Source organism: Acidobacteriota bacterium (assembly GCA_022562055.1).
Taxonomy (GTDB): domain Bacteria; phylum Actinomycetota; class Acidimicrobiia; order Spongiisociales; family UBA5794; genus BMS3BBIN02.
In genome coordinates this window covers 1-19,443 of record JADFQA010000045.1, presented here as the reverse complement: position 1 = coordinate 19,443, position 19,443 = coordinate 1, and the positions used below count along the sequence as shown (strand labels likewise).

The following is a 19,443-nucleotide window of genomic DNA, read 5'->3' as shown; positions in this document are numbered from 1 at the left end:
CCCGCCCGCAGCCGCGACAAGACACCCGCGTAGAGCGCAGCCCAAAAGAATTGGCCCTGACCGAGCGTCACGCCGAGAAACCCCGGTACCGACACCAGCACTGCACCGAGCACGAACGCGGGTCGCGACGTCCCGATGGCACGGAGCCCTACCGCGAACGCGGAGACACCAAACACAGTCCACAAAGCCAAACCAACCTCGTAACGCAGCGGTGCCAGCGGCGTCAGCACCATCGCGAAAGAGGGCGGATTGAGGAACGACGGTACACGAGCCGCAGGCCCGCGACGCACCTCTCGGAGAAGCGCGGTCATAGCGTCGAGATCGTAAAGCTTGTCTGCGTCGCCGTAACGCAACATTGTCGCCCCAGCATGAAATGTTGAATAGTCGATGCCGACAATGTTCCCGGATGGCATGCGGTTCTGAGAGTCCGCTGCAACGCTGTAGCTCGAAGCCACGTAGAGCAGCGCCCCAAAGCCGAGGATGACGGCGATAGCGCGCCACAGGTTTGTGCGAGTGGTCTCCCGCGCCGCACCCGAGGTCACGCGGTGCCCAACCGAGCGTCGCGGGAGAGGAGATCGTCGCGGTCGGAGGAGCGCATGTGCCTGATGGCGACGACACCGATGATGAGCAGCACAAAAGGTGCGAGTTGCAAGGTAAACCCGAACCGGCGATACACCGACGCGCCAAACGCAAACTGGGCGAACGACACCAACATGAGAGAGGCGATCATCGCAGGCAGGTGCACACTCCGCGGTGGAAGGTGTTTGGCGACGATGACGCCCGCAGGCACAAGCACCATCCAGTCGTACAAAAACAAACGGTTCGCAAGGGCCGCCACACCGATCGTCGCGAGGACAAACATCACATCCTGACTCCATCGGCGCCGCACCGCAGTAACCATCACGCCGACGAACATCAGAGTGCTGATGATGAACACCGCGGTCGCGATTGCTGTAGATGGACCCGTAACCGCAAACACTGCGTACGGAAGCGTTGCCCCCCACGGAATCCCCTCCTGCAACGCAGAAGCCGACCACTCCCGCAGGAGGGCGAAGTAGCCATCGTAGGACCCTGGGAACAGCACCATCGGCAAGAGTGCAAGCAACGAAGCACCTACTCCGGTGGCGACAAGGGCCCGCCAGTAGACGCGCCAGTCAATCAGCCACCACAACACAATGGGGGCAAGGAGCTGCGGTTTCAACGACAACAGCGCGGCGAACAGCCCTGCCTGTACGTGCGCAGAACCCCGCAGTCGCCACAGAATTGCACCAAACAGCGCGGCCCAAAACATCTGAGCCTGACCGATTCTGACACCGATAAACCCGTTCACTGATGTTGCCGCGACAGCGAGGACAAGCCACGGTCGTGGTGTACGCAGGACCACGAGCGAGAATCCCATCGCCACCAGCCCCAACACCGTCCAGACCGCGAGCGCCACTTCATATCGCATTCCGGCAAACGGGACAAGCAGCATTGCGAAGGCCGGTGGATTGACATACGCGGCAGTGGCTGGAACCGCCTCACCCCTCAGGTTCGAGCGAATTGCGGCAACAGCCTGCGCGTCATAGAGATCGCTCGCTTCGCCGACACGTAAGATCTGCGCCGCGGCGTGGAACGTCGAGTAGTCCACACCGACACGCACCGTCGCCTGAGGGTCGGCGATTTCGCCGGCGACGAAATGTGTGAGCGCACCGTAGGACACAGCTCCCTAGAAAGAGATAACAGCGACGATCCGCCACAGCGTTCGGCGAAGCGATTCCTGGTCGGTTTCGCGGTTCATCCAGCGGAGGTTAGTGCGATACAGGTTCCGTCCAAGGTACCCCCGCGTACCGCACCTTCGCCGCTACCACCACGGCCATGGCAAAGGTTGCCGATCTACGGGTGGAGAGGGATGCACGCGAAGCGCCAGCAACGATGTTATTCGCGCCGCGGTCGCGGCCGCCTCGGATTCGGATAGCAGTGCCGCAATGCGATTCCGAAGGCCGCCCCGCATCGCTACCTCCAGCCGCTCAAGACAATCAACCATATGATCTGGCAGTTCACGGTCCGCAAAACCCCACAGGACCGTGCGGAGTTTCGGAAGATGATGAAACGTCAATCCGTTGTCTATCCCCCAGACGCGATCAGAGTCAACCTCGAGAAGAAGGTGGCCGAGCTTGCGGTCGGCGTTGTTGGTGACGACATCGAGCACCGCAAACGGCCAGAGACGCTCGTCGGGGCCCTCAAGCAACGTGCGCTGATCGGTGGTCCGGTCTTCGTCGATGAAAACCTGGGCGGATCCAATACCGTATGGACCTTCGACGAATCGTGTCGGCGGGATGATTTCGATACCCATTGCTTGAGAAACTTCGAACGTCAATATCTCGCGGGCCGCCAATGTCTGATGGTCAAAATCGTGCAGCGGCTGTGCGCCGAACGATGGTTTGTACACGACGAGCTTGCCATTGTCGTCGCGTGCGAGGAGGGTGCCGTTCGAAGCATTGGTAAGAACTCCTACGATCTCAACAATCTCGCCATGTGTGGATGTGTCAGTTGAGATGAGGGTCCACCGCCGGGCATCGGTGGTACTCGCCGGGGTCGATCGGTTCCCCGCATCGTGGGCAAAGGGGCCTGCCATCGGCTACGACACGCAGCGCGTGGGCAGCGGCAGCCTGAAGCTGCTCGGGAGCGATGACAAAGTTCACGGCCTCGTCGTCCTCCTCGACGGACTCCAGGATGATCGACACCATGTCGTTCTCGCGCAACCCGAGCCGTAGGTCACCGATCCTGAACTCGGCATCGCCAAGCTCCGCCGACTCTGCCAACCTTTGCTCGATCTGGAGGACCGCATCCTCATCGGCGTGAACTCCAGCAGCCTCCAGCATGTGCTGACCGAGTTCTGCAAACGCCGCCACTTGCTGCTTCTCTGCAACAAACCACAGCGGTATCCCTGAAGCGACGATGCTGAGATAGAACACTCGATGTCCGATTGGGCCGACAGCATCTGCACGGAACTGCTCTGCGGGTCCGATTTCACGCACGGAGAACCCCGTCAGAATTGACCACGTCGACAAACGGCGCCTGCCCGGGCGCGAGATGGATCACCGTCACCGATGCTGTGGAGATGTTGATCCGCTGGAACAGATCAAGCGGTTGGCCGAGGTAGTGAGACACGATGAGCTTAATTACGTCAGAGTGACTAACGACAGCCACGGTGGCCCTGCCAGCCGCGGCGGCGATCGCATCGCAGGCCGAAACGGCGCGATGTTGGGCTTCGAAGAAGGACTCTCCACCGGGAAATCTTGCCCGCGAGGGGACTGTTTGAACGGTTTTCCACAACTTGGTTCGACGAAGCTGACCAAACGAGCGTCCGGCCCATGACCCGAAATCGATCTCGTTCACACCTTCTTCAACAATGGGAGCCAGATCGTGCCGGTCGCCGATAATCGAGGCGGTCTCCATGGTGCGCTCCAACGGCGACGAGAACACCATCTTTATGGCGAGGCCGCTGAGGTTTTCCGCGGTCCGCTGAGCGGCAAGAACACCGGCATCCCCAAGCGAAACGCCAGGCGTCCGCCCGGTCAGCTTGCTGCTGGTCTCGGGCGTGGGTGCGTGTCTGATGAGCAACAGTCTGGCCATCGCTTGACAATACATGCACTGCGATATCGACACGACGTTTCGATGCGGCCACACCGTCGGCCAGTTAGCCTGCACAGGATGTTCGACCTTGCAGTGATCGGCACCGGAATCATGGGTGCGCCAACGGCGTGGCACGCACAGCGGTCAGGGGCGTCCGTTGTTGCCATCGGAGTTCCCGAGCCAGCGGAACCCGACCAGCACACCGGCTTGTTTGGCGCGTGGCATGACAGCTCGAGATTGCTGTGGAGACATCATGCAGACCCGGCCGACACTGAGCTCACGCGTCGGAGTATTGAGGCGATAAGAGCGATCGAGACCGAATGCGGAAACACTCTCCTGACTGAGGTGGGCTTTTTGTTCACCGCGGATCGCGGTCTCGATGAGGGCATACTGAGCGATTCCGAAGACATCGAGTCCCTCCTTCTCCTCGACCACACCGACCTCGCCGACAGGTTTGCGTACCTTGCCCTCTCCCCAGGGGTGGTCGGCTACGTCGAAGACGCCCCGTCCGGGTACATGTCTCCACGGGGGCTCGTCAACGCATTCGTCTCGTCAGCTGCGGCGTCGGGCGCCGACGTTGTTCAAGACCAGGTCACAGCTGTCGACGTGCATGCCGACCGTGTCGAAGTAGTCATCTCGTCGGGTAGGCGCATTGCGGCACGCAAGGCAGTACTTGCAACCGGAGCGTTCTCAAATACAACACAGTTTCTGCCAAGACCTGTTGCGCTGAGGCGCAAGTCGGAGACGGCCCTGATGGTCGAACTCAATCTCGCCAAGAATCCAGAACTTATCGACATGCCCACTTTCGTGTACGAACTGGATTCAGACCTCGTCTCGGACATCTACATGGTGCCGCCAATGATGTATCCCAACGGGAAAATGATGATGAAGTTTGGCGCAAACACGCCCCACGACCGATACCTCAACGACGAAGAGATTCAACATTGGTACCGCGAGGGTGACAGCGCCGCGGTGACACCGACGATGCAAAAGGCATTCAGCAGGTTGTTTCCATCCGTAGATGTCGATGACTGGCATGCCGTGAGGTGCGTCATTGCCCGCACCCCGCACGGTCGGCCGTTCATCGACACGTTGGTCGACGGTCGGCTCTACTGCGCTATCGGCGGCAATGGCCATTCGGCGAAGTGGGCCGGAGCCATCGGCGAGCTTGCCGCTTCGCTGGCACTGACAGAATCCTGGTCTGACACGGTCATCCCTGCAACACACCACCGGGTGCAGTACGCAGACGCCGCTCATACCTGGAAATCAAGAGACCTGTTTATGTAAGAAGTGACTGTGACGCGCAACGAGCCACATCGCAGCCGGAGCTGCAAGTCTCGTGTGGACCGCTCATTTCTACGAGCCGTCGATAGCGCGAGCCACCCACCGGCCGGGGCAGCCGTCGCAGTCTTGCCACACCTGTTCCGGCGATTCGCCGGCGACGAGTCGGGCGGAATCCTCCGCCAACATCACACCAATGAGTACTCCCTGGGGATCGGTCACGACAACGAGCTGTGTTCCCCGGTCGTTCATCCTGGCAAGCAACGCGCTCAGCGACCCGTCGGGTCGGACCGTGGTCGGTCCGGACTCCATTACCTGATCGACTCTCGCCGTCCCGTCGCCGTCCCACACCGCACCGCGCAGCCTTCCAACCACCACTCGACCGCGGTCGATGACAATGGCCTCGTCCCACCCTGCCGAGGTGACCCTCTGACGGACGAGATCGAGAACCTCATGCAGCTCTGCGGTTGGGACGTCGGGACGTGTCGCGTCGCCGACCGTCAGCCCGTGTTCTGCTGCACCCTCAAGCGCAAGTCCGGCAGCTTTCCAGTCGGCCTTGCCTGCGACGTAGTCGTACACGTATTCAAAGCCAAAATACTCGAGCCGGCACGCGGCTCGCGGAGACATGTCTCACAAGCCGTCGTGTCAGTAGACAACGACCGGCTTATCTCGGCTGAGCACTTCGGAAGCATTCGCTGTGAGGCGCCGCAGCGGAATGCTCACAGCCCCGGGAATGTGTTCTGCTTCGTACTCGGCAAGCGGTAGCACGTCGACAATCTGAGCGCCGTCCGCAATGAGCGTCAGTAGTTCGGCCCGATCGATGTTGGTCACCATCGCGATCAGACCCGTGCAGCGACCAGGGCTGACCTGAGCTGTTCCAATGTCGGCGAGCCGACGTACCCGTCGTCGGACGGATACATGCGACACGACAGCCCGACAGGCGCATCCGGGTCAGCAAATGGGTCGACACCGTTTATCAAGACGGTCGGCGAGCCGCGGAAGTTGGCGCTCTCCGCTTTCTCTTGCGTATCAACAAGTTCGAGACTGACGGTTATGCCGAGGCCTTCGTCGTGCAGCGCGGTGAGGTAGGCGTCGGTGTCTTTCCAGTTTGGGCAGCCGTCAAAATACTGCAATGTCACTTCAGTTGTGGTGTGGTCGGTCACGATGACTCCTTTGGTCGTGGTTGTGGTTGAGGCGATTCCCCCTCGATGATGTGGCACACGCAATCTCCGCCCGGCCAATCGTCCGCTATGTCGTCCGCAAGCGCAAGCAGGTGGGTGAGCTCGGTACGCAAAGCTTGGAGTTCCTCGATCCTCGAATCGATTGCCGATGCTCCGGTGTGCATCGCGGCGCGCACGACGTTGCATGGTGCTTGGCCTTTGGTACGTAACTCGACGATCTCACGAATGTCATCCAGTGGAATCTCGAGACCGCGTGCGCGCCTCACAAAGCGCAGTATGGCGACGTCTTCTTCGGCGTAGTCGCGATAGCCATTCTCGCTCCGACCGGGACGGGGGACGACGCCGCGTTTCTCGTAGAACCGTATCGCGGTGGCTCCAAGCCCCGCTTTTGTCGCAGCTTCGCTGATTCGCACGGCGATCTCCTTTTCGCACAATCAGAGCATAGACCTTAGAGTCACTCGAAGGTCAAGCCCTATATGCCAGCGAACCTACTACCTCCCGGATGGGTGTCTCGGGGATGTACCTCGGGCGGAACGATATGATGATCCCATGAATGACCCTGTCTGCATTTCTCGGGTGTCCGATGTGTACGAGGCGTGGATCATTGCCGCACGTCTCAAGGACTCTGGTATCCATGCCAGGGTTCACGGCGAAGCCCTCGGTCCGTACACAATGACCGTTGGCGCGATGGCCCTCACGGAAATCTGGGTGTCCTGCGATGACGCGCAAGATGCCCGAGAGATTCTTGAGGTCGTGAAGTCGTTCTACGGCGCCGACCAGACCCAAGACGGCTAAATCGGTCGGTACCGTTTGCTTGAGATGATACCGGTGTCGAACCCGCCGAGATGAAGGCCGCCGTGCCAGCGAGCGTGCTCGATCTTGAGGCATCGGTCTTGAACCACTTGGAGGCCGTTGTCTAGGGCATGTTGCGCAGCCTCGTCGTGGCGTATCCCGAGCTGGAACCAGACAACTTTGGCACCGACCTCGATAGCCTCGTCGACGACACCAGGAATGGCGTCGTGACGCCGAAATATGTCGACAACGTCTGGGACCTCAGGGAGATCGCGCAGCGACGGGTAGCACCTCTCCCCCAGCACCTCTTCGTACGCTGGGTTGACGGGGTACGTAGTCATCGGCGTGCGTACGAGGTACGCGGCGACAAAGTTTGAGGATCGGATCGGGTTAGCGGACACACCGACGAGCGCGATCGAGCGAGCATCGCGGATGATCTGGAGACGTTGCTGGGCAGTCGCCTCTGGGACGGTTGTTACTGTCACGTTTCCTCCAGTGCTCGGCCGAGGTCCCACAGAATATCATCGACATCCTCTATGCCGACCGAAATGCGGATCATGTCGTCGCCGATCCCCATCACTGTGCGCTCCTCCTCGGGTATCTGCTGGTGAGTTGTCGATGCCGGGTGGATCACCAGGGTTTTAGCGTCGCCGACGTTTGCGACGTGCGAAGCAAGTTCTACATGCTCAATAAACGTGACCCCTGCCTCGAGTCCGCCGACGAGACCGAATACGAACACGGCTCCGGGCCCCTCGGGGAGGTACTTCCTTGCCTGTTCGACCCACTGGTCGCCATCGGACACGGGGTATCCAACCCACGCTACCTTGGGATGGTCACGCAAGAACGCGGCAACCGCCTTGGCGTTGGCGACATGCTGTTTCATCCTCAGCGGTAGCGTCTCGAGCCCGAGCAGCAACAGGAACGAGTTGAACGGTGACAGCGACGCTCCCGTGTCGCGCAGCAGTTCAGTGCGGGCCTTCATCAAGTATGCGTATTCGCGGAAGTTCTCCCAGAACTGGAGATCGTGGTACGCAGGCGAGGGTTCGGTGAGCAGCGGAAAGTTGCCGTTGTCCCAGGGAAACTCCCCACTCTCAACGATGCACCCCGCAATGGCCGCTCCGTGGCCGCCGATGAACTTCGTTGCGGAGTGGGTGATGACGTCGGCGCCGTGCTCGAACGGTCGACACAGATAGGGAGTAGCAAACGTGTTGTCGACAATGAGTGGAAGACCGTGCTCGTGTGCGATATCGGCGACACGTTCAATGTCCAACACGTCGGTGCGGGGGTTACCTATCGTTTCCGCATACACGGCTTTGGTGCGCTCGTTGATCGCCGCGTCTATTGCATCCGGATCGTGGATGTCAACAAATGTGACGTCGATTCCCATACGCCGCAATGTGACGTCAAACTGCGTGTACGTGCCACCGTAGAGCGACTGAGATGCAACGATCTCGTCGCCGTTTTGTGCCAACGTCAAGATCGCAATGAGTTGAGCTGCCTGCCCCGACGCTGTTGCTAACGCGCCAATCCCTCCTTCGAGAGATGCCATGCGCTCTTCGAACGCGGCCGATGTTGGGTTGCCGATACGCGTGTAGATATTGCCAAAGGTTTGGAGGGCGAACAGGTCTGCGGCGTGTCGGGCATCGTCAAAGACGTACGACGTGGTGGCGTAGATCGGCATTGCCCTGGCGCCGGTTTCCGGATCTGGGCGCTGACCGGCATGGACGGATCGCGTCGCGAAGCCGAATTGGTGCTGATCGTCGGTCATGTACCGTCTCCGATGGTGCTTGCTTTGCGATCGAGAGTACCGCGTCTGTCAGGGCTGTGGTCGACACCGCTGTGGTCGACACCGCTGTAGTCGACACCTTGGAAGACCGCACACCATGCCAGGGCGAACCAAACACCAATGTTGATGGTAACAAGGATAATGACTGTGTTCATGGGTGAAAGCTTCGGGGTCCGAACCGGTGCCGGCTCGGACCCCGAAGAGAACCTATGCCAGCTCGACGCTGAGCGCGATAGCGCTGCTCAACGAATGGCCTACCGGCGACGAGTTCACGACCTTATCGTGGAGATCCGCAACGGTCGCTTCGTCGGCATCGGTCTCGATGTGGACGGTCGCACGCAGCGTGTCGTATCCGGCGTGACCCGGCTTGAGTCCGAGGAAAACCTCGAGATTTAGCTCACCTTCGACGTCGATCCGGAGACTATCGATCCGGATCCCCGCCACCGTCGCGTTCGCCGCGTAGCCGATCGCCAGGCAAGCCCCGAGCGACCCGATGAGCTGTTCTACAGGATTCGGTGCAGTGTCAGTTCCACCAAGCTCTTCGGGCTCATCTGTCGCAAACGGTTCGAAGTCTCGAATCGTGGTCGTCGTGTTGAACCCACCGTCCCATGTGACGGAGGCCTTCCAGGTGGTTGCTGCCTTGTCAGGCTCTTCTTGGATTGCCTGTGCAAGCGCGCCGACAGCGTCGATATCTACAGAATTAAGTCGAATAGTTGAAGTAGTCATGTGGTCCTCTCAAATTCACCGGATGTATCGGTCGGTTGAAACGGAACGCCGAAGTTGCCCTCTCGGGTGGTGGCAGTTCCTAGGAGCGCACTGCAGGTGCGCTCGGGTGGGCCACCCGAGAGCTAAGCATGCAGATACACATGGCGTCGAGACGCGTCGAAAAGAGCGAGGCGGGTGCTAAACGACCCATGTTGTGCTCCTCTCGTTCGTGACATGCGTCAATCGACTTGTTGGCGGATGAGTAAAACACTGCTCGTTGAACAAGTCAAACCCAGCCGCCGATTGAACCACCTGTCGGCAGTACGCACGAAAACTATCGGGTTCTTTCGTGGCCCGACAACATGGAATCGACCGAAGTCATATAGTGTCAATCTCGGTGAGCGGGCGGCATCTCATGCAGCGCGGACTCGATGTGGCGTTCAGCGAACTGCTTCCCCAGCTTCAGGCGGGTGAACCCGCTGGTTGCGTGGCGCGAGACTGTCAGGTAGTACTTATCTGCAACATACTTGACGGCATCAGCGTATCCCTCCGCAATGCTGTCGTCCGCCAAGAAACGGTCGTAATTCACGATTGAGTGGACGCGGTGTCCAAGCGGACCCAAGAGCTTGTCAACTGCTGCCACGATCTGGTCGACATCGCTCGTGGTGCGCAAGTGCATCCCGGAGAAGTCCATGAAGACGGTGTTTGAGTCCGCGTCGTAGGTCAGCCGGTCCTCGACCCGAACGTCCAGCATCCGGTCCCGCAACCCGAGTGTGCCCGGAACGAGCAGTGGTGCAAACATCGCCACCGGAGAATCGACGATGACGTCGAACGGCAAGATCGAAAGAATCTGCGTTTCAACATCAATGCCTGGCGCGACTTCTGTGAGAGTCAACCCGGCGGGCGAGAGCTCAAACACGCAGCGCTCCGTAACATAGAGCACTTCTTGATGTCGACCAATGGCGCGCTCGGCGCTGAAAGTCACCTGCTCCACCTCCCGAACAAATTTATGAATCTTTCCCTCGCGTCGAATGTGCAGCATCCCATCCTCAATAACTGCATCGAGACCGCCACTCGTGAACGGGGTGACGAACACAAGCCGTTGAGTGCGCTGGGTCAGATTGATGAACCCTCCGCAGCCAGCCAACTTCCCGCCGAACCGGCTGACATTGACGTCGCCGCGGGCGTCGCACTCAGCGATTCCTAGGAACGTTATGTCCACTCCTCCCCCGTCGATAAAGTCGAAGGCGGCAGCGTGATCAATAACAGCCTGTCGGTTGACTGCGCCCCCGAAATCAAATCCACTAAGTGGAATTCCGCCAATGACTCCGGGATCGACTGTGAACGTCAAGAGATCCGAGATACGTTCCTCTGCCGCAACGCGCCCGATCAGATCGGGAAGACCGATCCCGACATTGACGACGGCATCGGCTGTCAGCTCACACGCTGCCCTGCGTGCGATCAAGGTGCGATAGTCAAGCGGAAGCCGCTCGACTGACTCAATCGGTACACGTATTTCGCCCGACATGCCGGGGTTGTAGATGGTGCCGAAGGTCTGCATATGGTGCTCTGGTGCCGCGACAACGACCGCATCTACCATCACTCCGGGGATCCGTACCGCCCGCGAGTCGAGCGATCCGACCTCTGCAGTCCTCTCTACTTGGCATATGACGTACCCACCAGACGTCTTGGCAGCGATGGCAAGCGACAAGGATTCCAGCGAAAGCGCCTCCCGCTCCATTGTGACATTCCCTTCTTGATCTGCAGTGGTGCCGCGAATCAGGGCGACATCGACTGGAAACCCGCGGTAAAGCAGCCATTCCTCATCGTCGATCTCGATGAGTTCGACAAGATCGGCCGTCGCGGACTGATTTACTTTGCCGCCCTCAAATCGCGGGTCAACAAAAGTGCCGAGACCAATCTTCGACAGAAGCAGCGGAGTCCCTCTCGCGACGTTCCGATACATCTGGACGATCACACCCTCGGGAAAGTTGTACGCCTCGAGTTTCTCTTCCATTGCCAGTTTGACGATTTTCGGCATCAAGCCGTAGTGACCGCCGATGACCCTTGCAAGCATGCCTTCGTGCCCGAGATGATTGAGACCCCGATCGCGGGCGTCGCCCTGCCCACCTGCGTAAACCAGAGTCAGATCGCGGGGCTGATCCTCTCCTAGGAACCGCTGTTCGAGCGCGACGAGGATATCTTCGGGAACGCCGTGGCCACCGTATCCAGACGTAACAACGACGTCGCCCGACCTAATCACCGAAACAGCATCAGCCGCCGTGACAAGTTTGCTGATCGGCATGTTCGGCCTTCCACATCAATGCTGTGCTTGATCAATTTACCCAGCTGCACCCCACAGAGACTACAGTCGAACGGGTCGGAACACCCTGGAGAACGCCAGGGCAGGTCCTGTACACGAAAGCTCCCCCGCGTCCTCGGCGATGGCCTGGCCTCGCTTCACCCACTCGCGGACGGTTGGACACCTGAAAAACGAAACCGGTTGCGAGGCATCCGTTCCGTAGCACGTGGCGCTTCAGTGAGCCGAACGGCACCGCTGTACCGGGAATAGCGCCGTCCACCCTGAACTTGGTGGTGTTAGAGATCGCGCTAGTAACGTTCGCCACCGATGAGAGGAACCGTCATGAATTCGACCGAGGCAGCGGGTCTCTCATGCTGTTGCTCCGCTCGAACAACCACCGACAGAACCCTTACTGGCTCGGTTACGGAATCTAACGCGATAGCCCGGATTCGAGATGAGGAAATGCCTGCCGACGTTGCCGCGGTTCGATCAGCTGGATTCCGACTGCTGTTCGAGACCGGCGAACCAGTCGCGGCTACAGATCTCGCAAATGGCGCTGGCATCTCGGCGAACCGAGCGACTGAGATCCTTGATTCGTTTCGGACCAAGGGTCGGGCCGAGTTCGACGACCGGAACTTCCTCATCGGAATCGCCGGACTGACCCTCACACCCAGCAACCACGAATTCACGATCGACGGGCGAACCCGTCAGACCTGGTGCGCACTGGACGCCGTCGGAATTCTCAGCGCGCTTGAAGCAACAGGCTCAGTGCGCTCAACAGATCCATACTCTGGCGTAGATATCGAGATCGCTTTCGCCGATGGGCGGCCCGCTACGAACGTCAAGCTGTTCGTCCTCGAAGGGTTTGACATCGTTAACGTTCGAGAAGACTGGTGTCCACAAGTGAACTTCTTCACCACTCACAGCGCCGCCGAAAAGTGGGCTACCTCAAAAGGCCTCGATGGAGACATCGTCGCAGTGCCCGACATTCTCGAAGCAGCTTGCGCAATATGGAAACCGGTCGTTGCTGGGACCTTGCGGTAAAAGTGACCGCGTGAGCACGATCATTGAACAAGCCGGTGGGGGAACCCGCCCTTGCTGATCGGCCCCCAGGCGTCGACCGTGATGCGGATCAACACCTTCCCCTGATCGATCATCGCCTGGCGGTATTCGTCCCAGTCGGGATGCTCGCCCGAGATGACCCGAAAGTACTCCACGAGAGGCTCCACAGCGCCGGGCATCTCGATCACTTCAGCAGTCCCATCCACATGAACCCACTCACCGTCGAATTCGTCCGATAGTACGGTGACCGTCGCTCGGGGATCTCGTTGCAAGTTCTTGCACTTGGCGCGCTCGGGATAGGATGAAATCACGATCCTGCCCTCGGTATCGAGACCGATCGTAACGGGCGACGATTGCAGGGTGCCGTTCTGCTTATAGGTGATCAAGATCCCCCGATGACGAGGACGCACGAAGGACTCTAGGTCTGCTCTACAAACTTGTTGATCCACAGCAGCTTTTCGTATCACACGTCGATACTAGTAATGGGTAAGCAAGCGCGGTACACGTCATCACGGTGGTCGATGGAGAGCGCTCGGATGGGCCGTTATCAAGTATTTCGTGCACGACCCGATGCATACTGACACACCTGCCGAGACCCGACAGATTCCCACCGGGCCCCCCTTGTCTCGCAGTCGGTCAGAGACCGAGCGAACCGGGGTCGGAAGGCACATCGACAGCGTGCGTTTGCAGGACGTCCAGCGGCACTCTTTCGAGAGCGCGTTCGTGAGTGGATGCCATGACGACTGGAGCTGCACAACCGTCTTGATGCGCCCGCAACCAGTTCACCGCGGTCACACACCAACGATCGCCGGGCACGAGACCCGGAAAGTGAAACTGCGGCATCGGTGTCGATAGATCGTTGCCGATGTCCCGCTGATGCTCAAGAAACTCGCGCGTCATGACGGCGCAGATGGTGTGGCTACCCCGATCTTGAGGTCCCGTGCGGCACGCCCCATCTCGGTAGAAGCCGGTCACTGGGTCCACTCCGCACGACTCCAATTCAGCTCCGAGGACATTGCGTTCCATCCGACCAGTATCGTCCCTGGCGGGACACACCGTGACGAGTGCCGACGAACGACGTGAGCAAGGGTGCCGGGCCCAACCTCATGGTCCACTGCAACCAGAAGACGAGACGGTGCTACCGACAGGAGACAGCTGGAACTGCTCATTCCTGAACTCAGGAATCTTTCGGCGACTCGCACAACCGTAACCATCCCGCGCCGGGTCGTCTGCATCCCGAGAATGCTCACGGTACCGCCGATCACTGAGATTCAGACAAGTGCGTAGACTCGCCCGCATGCTGTCAACTCGACGCCTGGCCAGAATATCGCTGGTGGCCACCCTGGTCCTGGTTGCGATTGGCGGGTTCACGCGCGGTAGCGGGAGCGGGTACGGGTGCAAAGACAGGTGGCCACTGTGTGAAGACGGACTCCTTGGTGGTTGGATTCCACGTGCCGAGTACCACATGATCATCGAGTGGACGCACCGCTGGACAGCCGGTCTTGTCGGGATACTGGCTATCGGCACCGCCCTCACGGCCTGGCGGAACCACCGCGGCCAACGCCGCGTCGTCATGCCCGCAGCCGCGGCTGTCGCCACGATAGGTGTTCAGGCTTGGGTCGGGCGCCTCGTGGTGAAGGGGCAGCTCGACGCAGACTTAGTGTCCGTACATCTGGCTATCTCTATGGCGGTGGTAGCTCTCCTCACTATGGTCGTGGTGGCCACCAGACCTGCTGCGGCTCAGGATCTTCCGCCCCGGGGCAATGATCGGGGTTGGACCAGGCTGTTGGGCGTCGCGGCGATAGGATCCCTGGCATTGCTCCTCCTGGGCTCGTATGTGCATGACCTCTACATAAGCGGATGGCCGCTGGTCGGCAACACACTGTTGCCGAATCTGTCGAACCGATTCGTAGCCGTTCACTACGTGCATCGCGTCGTGGCAGGCGTCGGTCTCTTCTATCTGGGTTATCTCGCCTTCGCCGTAACCAAAAGGCAGCGGCCCAGCGCGGAACGCCTTCTGATATATGGCGCGGCGGGCGCGTACGCCCTCAATGTCGGCCTCGGCGCCGCCCACGTGTTCACTCGGGTCGGTTCAAGCGCTCTCGTCGCCGGTCATCTTTCGATGGCGTCGCTCGTATGGGCATCTCTCGTTGCTGTGACAATGATCTCCCGATCCTCTCCCGCGACGCCTGAGCTGGCCGATGGTGCACCTGCCCCCCTCGCCCAGCCGCCACACACCAACTAGGCAAGCGCATCAGCACTCGAAATCGCCGAGGAAACCTCGCCCAGACGACATCCGACGCGGAAACTGAACCGTCTTCATCGGTGAAACCGACGCCCCAGGCCTTACTGACGGTTTGACGACAATTGGCCCCGTCCTCCGCGCCGTCGTCAGTGTCCATAACCCCGTCTCTTGGACCCGGATCCCCGATCGAAGAGCATCCGGGACCTTCGGGTTTGGAATCGCGTCGTCGAATTCGGTCTCCCAGGTGCCACCTACGGCGATTACAGCCCGGGGATAGATGTTGCGGGTTTAGCCCTAGTGGGGATGACATCGACGGTGACATCATGTCGCCCACCGCAGCGCCGATGACGGTGTTCTCCACTCCGTCAGCGACCCAACCGCCGTGAAGTCCGCACCGGGGACTGTCGGGGTGGCTATCACCACAAGCACTATGCGCACAAGACTACGTGTCGCGTGAGTTGTTTCCATCTCGTGTTCCCCGTCCCCCTTCCCAAGATTCCCTGCTTTTGCGGCCAGCATATTGCCACCCGGTTCGCCAGCGGCCGGAACTCAGTTCCGAGCTTCAATCCCGAACGGGATCCGGACCCACGCGCGCTCATGCAAGAAGTACAGAAACAGCTTGGTGAAGATCTCGAACCCCCCGATGGACAGCGCCGTGCCGACGTTGCCGGTGAAGATCAACGCCAGGAAGAAAGTATCTGAACTAGCAATTGCTCGCCACGTCGCGGTCTTGGTAACCGTCCGGCGGTGCGAATCGCGGCGGAGACCGTCTTCCACGCTCACGCCCCATGTAGCCCGTACCCATGCCCGCTCGTGGAGGAAGTAGAGCACGATCTTGGTAACGATCTCGGTCGAGGCGATGTAGCCCGCTGTCTTGAGAGTCTCACCACTCGACACGGCGACCCGACCAAGGGCAGGACCGAGGTAGGTGATCACGACCCACGACAGCAACAGCGTGTCGATCGTTCCCACCACCCGCCAGCTGATCGCTTTGGCAATGCTGCGCCACGGCTTGATCGCCGGCGGATACACCGGACTACGCGTCGCGTCCTCAGGTCCGAAGATCGGCTTTTCGGGATGGTCCTTCACGATTAGCAAGTATCGCACGAAACAGCGTTCGAATGCGTAGCCGCGGTTGGACCCCCGCCCCCTAGCTATCCTGGATGCGCAGCGTGTTTAGGGCGGACCGGGTGGGGCTGTCAGCCCAGAGGAGTTCCGATGAAGGCGATTGTCGTCAGCCAAGACCCGATACAACCACCACTGAGCTGGCTGGACTGGCCCGACCCAATCGTCCGTCCCGGATGGGTTGTTGTCGAGCTCGTCGCGGCCGCTCTGAACCGTCATGACGTAATGAGCATCGCCGATCGTGCAACACGAGCTTCCCCCGCGGTCATTGGTTCCGACGGGGCTGGAGAGATAGCGGCCATCGGATCCGATGTCGGCGGTTGGAAAGTCGGCGACGAAGTGATCATCTTGCCATCACTTTGGTGGGGTGACTATGAACGTAGCCCCAGCAGCGCGTTTGAGATCCTCGGTGACGTCACACAAGGAACGTTCGCCCAATTGATTGCGATCCCTCAGGAGAACATATTCCGCCGTCCGGAACGCTTGTCGTGGAACCAGGCAGCCGCGCTGCCACTGGCAGCACTCACGGCATGGCGGGCGCTGATGACGCAGGGGCAGCTTGCACCGGGCGACCGGCTCCTGGTCACCGGCGCGTCAGGTGGTGTGGCATCGTTTGCGATCATGATGGCGCACGCGGTGGGTGCCGAGGTCTCGGTTACCACATCGTCATCAGCGAAGCTCGAAACGGCATTAACCCTAGGAGCGACCTCAGGCGTCGTGAGACAGGAAGACTGGGAGGAGTCTCTTAGTGAACTCGGCCAGTTCGATGTTGTTCTCGACTCATCAGGTGCGAGCTGGCCAGCGTTGGTGAAGAGCGTCTCGCCGGGAGGAACACTTGTCTCGATCGGCAGGACTGTACGTAATCTTGCCGAGGTCGTGGTGCGGGATCTCTTTGTTGGACAACGGAGGATCGTAGGATCCTCAATGGGCAGCCCACGCGAGTTCGCTGCCCTGCTCGAACACGTCAGCGGCGCCGAGTGGGTGCCAGTCGTGGATTCGGTTTTCGAAATGTCGCAACCCGCCGCCGCATTCGCCAGAATCGACGGGAGTGACCGTAATGGCAAAGTCGTGTTGCGCGTCTGAATGCGACCGGTTTAGACCTCGCGATCCGCATGCCCATCACTCGGCCACCGCGCGTCAGTGACAGGATCTGCTCTTTGTTCAGCCGTTGGCTTCGGTTAACTCTGCGATCTGGAGCGCAAGGAACCGCTGATCAGCACCGGTCGTTGCGAGCTGAGATGCCCGTTCGAAAGCGACTCTTGCGGCGTCTCGGCGGCCGAGTCGACGCAGCAGTGTTCCGCGGGCGGAGTGCATCAGGTGGTAGCTATCGAGGTCGGGGGCGACCGCGTCGAGAGCATCTAGCGCAGCATCGGGCCCCTCCGTCTCGCCAATGACGATCGCTCGGTTAAGTGCCACGACCGGTGTCGGCATCAGCGAGTACAGGTGGTCATAGAGGGTCGCGATTTGAAACCAGTCAGTCTCGTCGAACGAGGCAGCGTCGCAATGGACCGCTTGGATTGATGCTTGGAGCTGGTACGCCCCTGGGCGAGAGCGTCGGACGCAGGCACGCACGATGGTGTGCCCCTCCTCGATCATTCCACGGTCCCACTTGGTGCGGTCCTGGTCGGCGAGCAGCACGAGGGTGCCTCCGATGGTACGGGCAGGCAGCCGAGACTCGTTGAGCAACATCAAGCCAAGCAGACCGGCCGCTTCCGGCTCATCGGGCATCAACTCAACCAGGGCTCGGCCAAGACGAATCGCTTCGTTGCGCAGCGCGGCCCTTTCCGGGTTGTCGGCGCCGGTGTTGTAGATGAGGTACATCACTGAAAGCACCGCCCGGAGCCGGTCGGGCAGGTCGGCGTCTGCGGGCACCCGATACGGGATCTTGGCAACCTTGATCTTGTATTTCGCCCGCACAAGCCGCTTCGCCATTGCCGACTCGGTCACCAGGAACGAGCGGGCAACCTCCGCGACGCTTAACCCTCCCAAGAGTCGCAAGGTCAACGCCACCTGGTGTTCTTTTCGTAACGCAGGATGGCAGCACGTGAAGATCAGGCTGAGTTGGTCGTCATTCACGGGTCCATCTTCTCCCTGGTCGTCAGCTGCGGGCGCAGGTGACGTATCGGCTTGCCTTCCAAGCTGCTCGTACAGTTCTTGGCCTCGCGCCGAGCGGCGTCGGACGTCGATTGCGCGGTTACGTGCGGTTGTGACGATCCACCCGGCCGGATTCGGCGGCGCACCGTCATTGGGCCAGCGAACGCTAGCCACGACGAACGCATCCTGGACTGCGTCTTCTGCGAGCGTTATGTCGCCGAAGACTCGGACCAATGTCGCCACCGCCTGGCCGTATACCTCACGGAACACGCGCTCGACATCGGGCACCTCCCGACGCGCGGCGACGACACGGGTCAAGGCTTCAGGCGCTCAGTGGTCGCGGAACGGGCGGACTTCGATCGCGTGCCCGATGGCGTCCACAACCTTGCCAGCCCATGCCAGGGCCGCGTCGAGGTCATCCGCGTTGATGACGTAGAACCCACCGATATGTTCCTTCGCCTCGACGTACGGGCCATCGGTCATTACGAGTTCGCCATCGGTCCTACGAACAACAGTCGTCGCATCCGGACCATGAAGCGCACCGGTGAAAACGAATGCGCCGCTCGACTTCATGTCGGCTTCCAGCTTGTTGACCCTCCCCATGAACTCTTCCATCACCTCGGGCGACATCGGCTCCGGGGGTGTAGGTGGGGCCTCGCCCGTGTGCATCGACAACAGGTACTGGCTCATGATATTGCTCCTCGCCTTTTTGCGGGCTGTTCCCGCACTTACCCTACTTACGAATTCGATCCGCGGACGAGGACACCCATGCCAGAAAAGTTCCATAGGGTCCTGCACCGTGATGAGCTACGTCAGAAGGTGAGTCTTTCGGCGATGACACAACCGCGTCTACAACTATCTGCCGCCGTACTCGGCTCACCCGATCCGCGGGGACTCGCAGCCTTCTACTAGCGGCTGCTGGGGTGCAAGATCACCGTCGAAGAGGCTGACTGGGTGATGTTGGACCCGGCTGGTCACCCGTTCTGCCTGTTTTAGGGCTTCATTCCGGTGTAGCTGTCGTGGATGGAAGAAATCTTCCGGGATCCCAAGAAATGTTGGGTTTTGGGGTTGACAATCGAACAAGTGTTCGATAGATTACAGGTATGAGTTACGCCCAGTTAGCAGCAACGGACAAACCCCGTAATACGGTGGGTGCTGGCACCGTGACGGGTTCGAGTGGTTCGGATTTCGAACCAATCTTCTTTGACACACCCCACATGGACGAGCGGGGAATACCCGTTGGGCTTGATGA

General features: G+C 60.1%; 25 protein-coding genes. 5 read left to right on the top strand and 20 right to left on the bottom strand.

What is annotated here, in order from left to right:
• From IIC71_13475 to IIC71_13455, 5 genes are all read right to left on the bottom strand, one after another.
• Positions 1 to 542 (bottom strand): DUF2029 domain-containing protein (locus tag IIC71_13475; GenBank protein MCH7670190.1); only part of this gene is annotated, 542 nt, incomplete at its 3' end.
• On the bottom strand, positions 539 to 1,702 hold the full coding sequence (locus IIC71_13470; GenBank protein MCH7670189.1) for a DUF2029 domain-containing protein: 1,164 nt from the start codon (positions 1,700 to 1,702) through the stop codon (positions 539 to 541). The genes IIC71_13470 and IIC71_13475, both read right to left, overlap by 4 nt.
• Before the next feature lie 141 nt (positions 1,703 to 1,843).
• A complete protein-coding gene (locus tag IIC71_13465) occupies positions 1,844 to 2,617 on the bottom strand; it encodes a phosphatidylinositol kinase (protein MCH7670188.1) in 774 nt (257 codons plus the stop codon).
• Positions 2,529 to 3,020: a DUF3090 family protein gene (locus IIC71_13460; GenBank protein MCH7670187.1), complete on the bottom strand. Its 492-nt coding sequence runs from the start codon at positions 3,018 to 3,020 to the stop codon at positions 2,529 to 2,531. The genes IIC71_13465 and IIC71_13460 overlap by 89 nt, the downstream gene beginning before the upstream one ends.
• Positions 3,013 to 3,618: a histidine phosphatase family protein gene (locus IIC71_13455; protein MCH7670186.1), complete on the bottom strand. Its 606-nt coding sequence runs from the start codon at positions 3,616 to 3,618 to the stop codon at positions 3,013 to 3,015. The genes IIC71_13460 and IIC71_13455 overlap by 8 nt, the downstream gene beginning before the upstream one ends.
• A 78-nt stretch (positions 3,619 to 3,696) precedes the next feature.
• On the opposite strand from IIC71_13455, the gene IIC71_13450 reads away from it, so the two are divergent.
• Positions 3,697 to 4,905, top strand: a complete 1,209-nt coding sequence (locus IIC71_13450) for an FAD-binding oxidoreductase (GenBank protein ID MCH7670185.1) — start codon at positions 3,697 to 3,699, stop codon at positions 4,903 to 4,905.
• Positions 4,906 to 4,974: 69 nt separating this feature from the next.
• Here the strand turns inward: IIC71_13450 and IIC71_13445 are convergent, their stop codons facing one another.
• The 4 genes from IIC71_13445 to IIC71_13430 are packed head-to-tail and all read right to left on the bottom strand — an operon-like array spanning position 4,975 to position 6,493.
• Positions 4,975 to 5,526: a CBS domain-containing protein gene (locus IIC71_13445; protein ID MCH7670184.1), complete on the bottom strand. Its 552-nt coding sequence runs from the start codon at positions 5,524 to 5,526 to the stop codon at positions 4,975 to 4,977.
• A gap of 18 nt (positions 5,527 to 5,544) precedes the next feature.
• Positions 5,545 to 5,733, bottom strand: coding sequence for a rhodanese-like domain-containing protein (locus tag IIC71_13440; GenBank protein MCH7670183.1), 189 nt, complete (start codon positions 5,731 to 5,733; stop codon positions 5,545 to 5,547).
• Positions 5,734 to 5,738: 5 nt separating this feature from the next.
• Positions 5,739 to 6,062 (bottom strand): thioredoxin family protein, encoded by a 324-nt coding sequence (locus IIC71_13435; GenBank protein MCH7670182.1) that lies wholly within the window; start codon positions 6,060 to 6,062, stop codon positions 5,739 to 5,741.
• A complete protein-coding gene (locus tag IIC71_13430) occupies positions 6,059 to 6,493 on the bottom strand; it encodes a MerR family transcriptional regulator (protein ID MCH7670181.1) in 435 nt (144 codons plus the stop codon). Before IIC71_13430 ends, IIC71_13435 begins: the two co-directional genes overlap by 4 nt.
• A 136-nt stretch (positions 6,494 to 6,629) precedes the next feature.
• Here IIC71_13430 and IIC71_13425 point away from each other — a divergent pair, with 136 nt between their 5' ends.
• Positions 6,630 to 6,875 (top strand): DUF2007 domain-containing protein, encoded by a 246-nt coding sequence (locus tag IIC71_13425; GenBank protein MCH7670180.1) that lies wholly within the window; start codon positions 6,630 to 6,632, stop codon positions 6,873 to 6,875.
• On the opposite strand, the gene IIC71_13420 is transcribed toward IIC71_13425, so the two are convergent.
• The 5 genes from IIC71_13420 to IIC71_13400 all read right to left on the bottom strand — a co-directional run bounded on the left by IIC71_13420 (position 6,872) and on the right by IIC71_13400 (position 11,668).
• On the bottom strand, positions 6,872 to 7,357 hold the full coding sequence (locus IIC71_13420) for a CoA-binding protein (protein ID MCH7670179.1): 486 nt from the start codon (positions 7,355 to 7,357) through the stop codon (positions 6,872 to 6,874). The genes IIC71_13425 and IIC71_13420 overlap by 4 nt on opposite strands.
• Entirely contained in the window at positions 7,354 to 8,640 is a 1,287-nt protein-coding gene (locus IIC71_13415) for an O-acetylhomoserine aminocarboxypropyltransferase/cysteine synthase (GenBank protein MCH7670178.1), read from the bottom strand. The genes IIC71_13420 and IIC71_13415 overlap by 4 nt, the downstream gene beginning before the upstream one ends.
• The gene (locus tag IIC71_13410; protein MCH7670177.1) at positions 8,637 to 8,813 is read right to left on the bottom strand and encodes a hypothetical protein; all 177 of its coding nucleotides are present in this window, start codon (positions 8,811 to 8,813) and stop codon (positions 8,637 to 8,639) included. Before IIC71_13410 ends, IIC71_13415 begins: the two co-directional genes overlap by 4 nt.
• A 52-nt stretch (positions 8,814 to 8,865) precedes the next feature.
• On the bottom strand, positions 8,866 to 9,384 hold the full coding sequence (locus IIC71_13405) for an OsmC family protein (protein ID MCH7670176.1): 519 nt from the start codon (positions 9,382 to 9,384) through the stop codon (positions 8,866 to 8,868).
• A 367-nt stretch (positions 9,385 to 9,751) separates the two neighbouring features.
• Positions 9,752 to 11,668, bottom strand: coding sequence for an acyl CoA:acetate/3-ketoacid CoA transferase (locus tag IIC71_13400; GenBank protein ID MCH7670175.1), 1,917 nt, complete (start codon positions 11,666 to 11,668; stop codon positions 9,752 to 9,754).
• 339 nt (positions 11,669 to 12,007) lie between these two features.
• Between IIC71_13400 and IIC71_13395 the strand changes: the two genes are divergently transcribed.
• The gene (locus IIC71_13395; GenBank protein MCH7670174.1) at positions 12,008 to 12,709 is read left to right on the top strand and encodes a hypothetical protein; all 702 of its coding nucleotides are present in this window, start codon (positions 12,008 to 12,010) and stop codon (positions 12,707 to 12,709) included.
• 20 nt (positions 12,710 to 12,729) lie between these two features.
• Here IIC71_13395 and IIC71_13390 read toward each other — a convergent pair whose 3' ends face one another.
• Together IIC71_13390 and IIC71_13385 are read right to left on the bottom strand one after the other, a co-directional pair.
• Positions 12,730 to 13,194: a PPOX class F420-dependent oxidoreductase gene (locus IIC71_13390; GenBank protein MCH7670173.1), complete on the bottom strand. Its 465-nt coding sequence runs from the start codon at positions 13,192 to 13,194 to the stop codon at positions 12,730 to 12,732.
• A 169-nt stretch (positions 13,195 to 13,363) separates the two neighbouring features.
• Positions 13,364 to 13,753: a DUF2237 domain-containing protein gene (locus IIC71_13385; protein MCH7670172.1), complete on the bottom strand. Its 390-nt coding sequence runs from the start codon at positions 13,751 to 13,753 to the stop codon at positions 13,364 to 13,366.
• A 271-nt stretch (positions 13,754 to 14,024) separates the two neighbouring features.
• On the opposite strand from IIC71_13385, the gene IIC71_13380 reads away from it, so the two are divergent.
• Entirely contained in the window at positions 14,025 to 14,972 is a 948-nt protein-coding gene (locus IIC71_13380) for a COX15/CtaA family protein (protein ID MCH7670171.1), read from the top strand.
• Positions 14,973 to 15,293: 321 nt separating this feature from the next.
• Here the strand turns inward: IIC71_13380 and IIC71_13375 are convergent, their stop codons facing one another.
• Positions 15,294 to 15,440: a hypothetical protein gene (locus IIC71_13375; GenBank protein ID MCH7670170.1), complete on the bottom strand. Its 147-nt coding sequence runs from the start codon at positions 15,438 to 15,440 to the stop codon at positions 15,294 to 15,296.
• Positions 15,441 to 15,521: 81 nt separating this feature from the next.
• The gene (locus tag IIC71_13370; GenBank protein MCH7670169.1) at positions 15,522 to 16,064 is read right to left on the bottom strand and encodes a DUF2061 domain-containing protein; all 543 of its coding nucleotides are present in this window, start codon (positions 16,062 to 16,064) and stop codon (positions 15,522 to 15,524) included.
• A gap of 126 nt (positions 16,065 to 16,190) precedes the next feature.
• Here IIC71_13370 and IIC71_13365 point away from each other — a divergent pair, with 126 nt between their 5' ends.
• Complete coding sequence (locus tag IIC71_13365; GenBank protein ID MCH7670168.1) at positions 16,191 to 17,180, top strand: zinc-binding dehydrogenase; 990 nt, start codon at positions 16,191 to 16,193, stop codon at positions 17,178 to 17,180.
• Positions 17,181 to 17,258: 78 nt separating this feature from the next.
• Here the strand turns inward: IIC71_13365 and IIC71_13360 are convergent, their stop codons facing one another.
• A complete protein-coding gene (locus IIC71_13360) occupies positions 17,259 to 18,479 on the bottom strand; it encodes a sigma-70 family RNA polymerase sigma factor (GenBank protein MCH7670167.1) in 1,221 nt (406 codons plus the stop codon).
• A 42-nt stretch (positions 18,480 to 18,521) separates the two neighbouring features.
• Entirely contained in the window at positions 18,522 to 18,881 is a 360-nt protein-coding gene (locus tag IIC71_13355; GenBank protein ID MCH7670166.1) for a hypothetical protein, read from the bottom strand.
• Between the last annotated feature and the right edge of the window lie 562 nt (positions 18,882 to 19,443).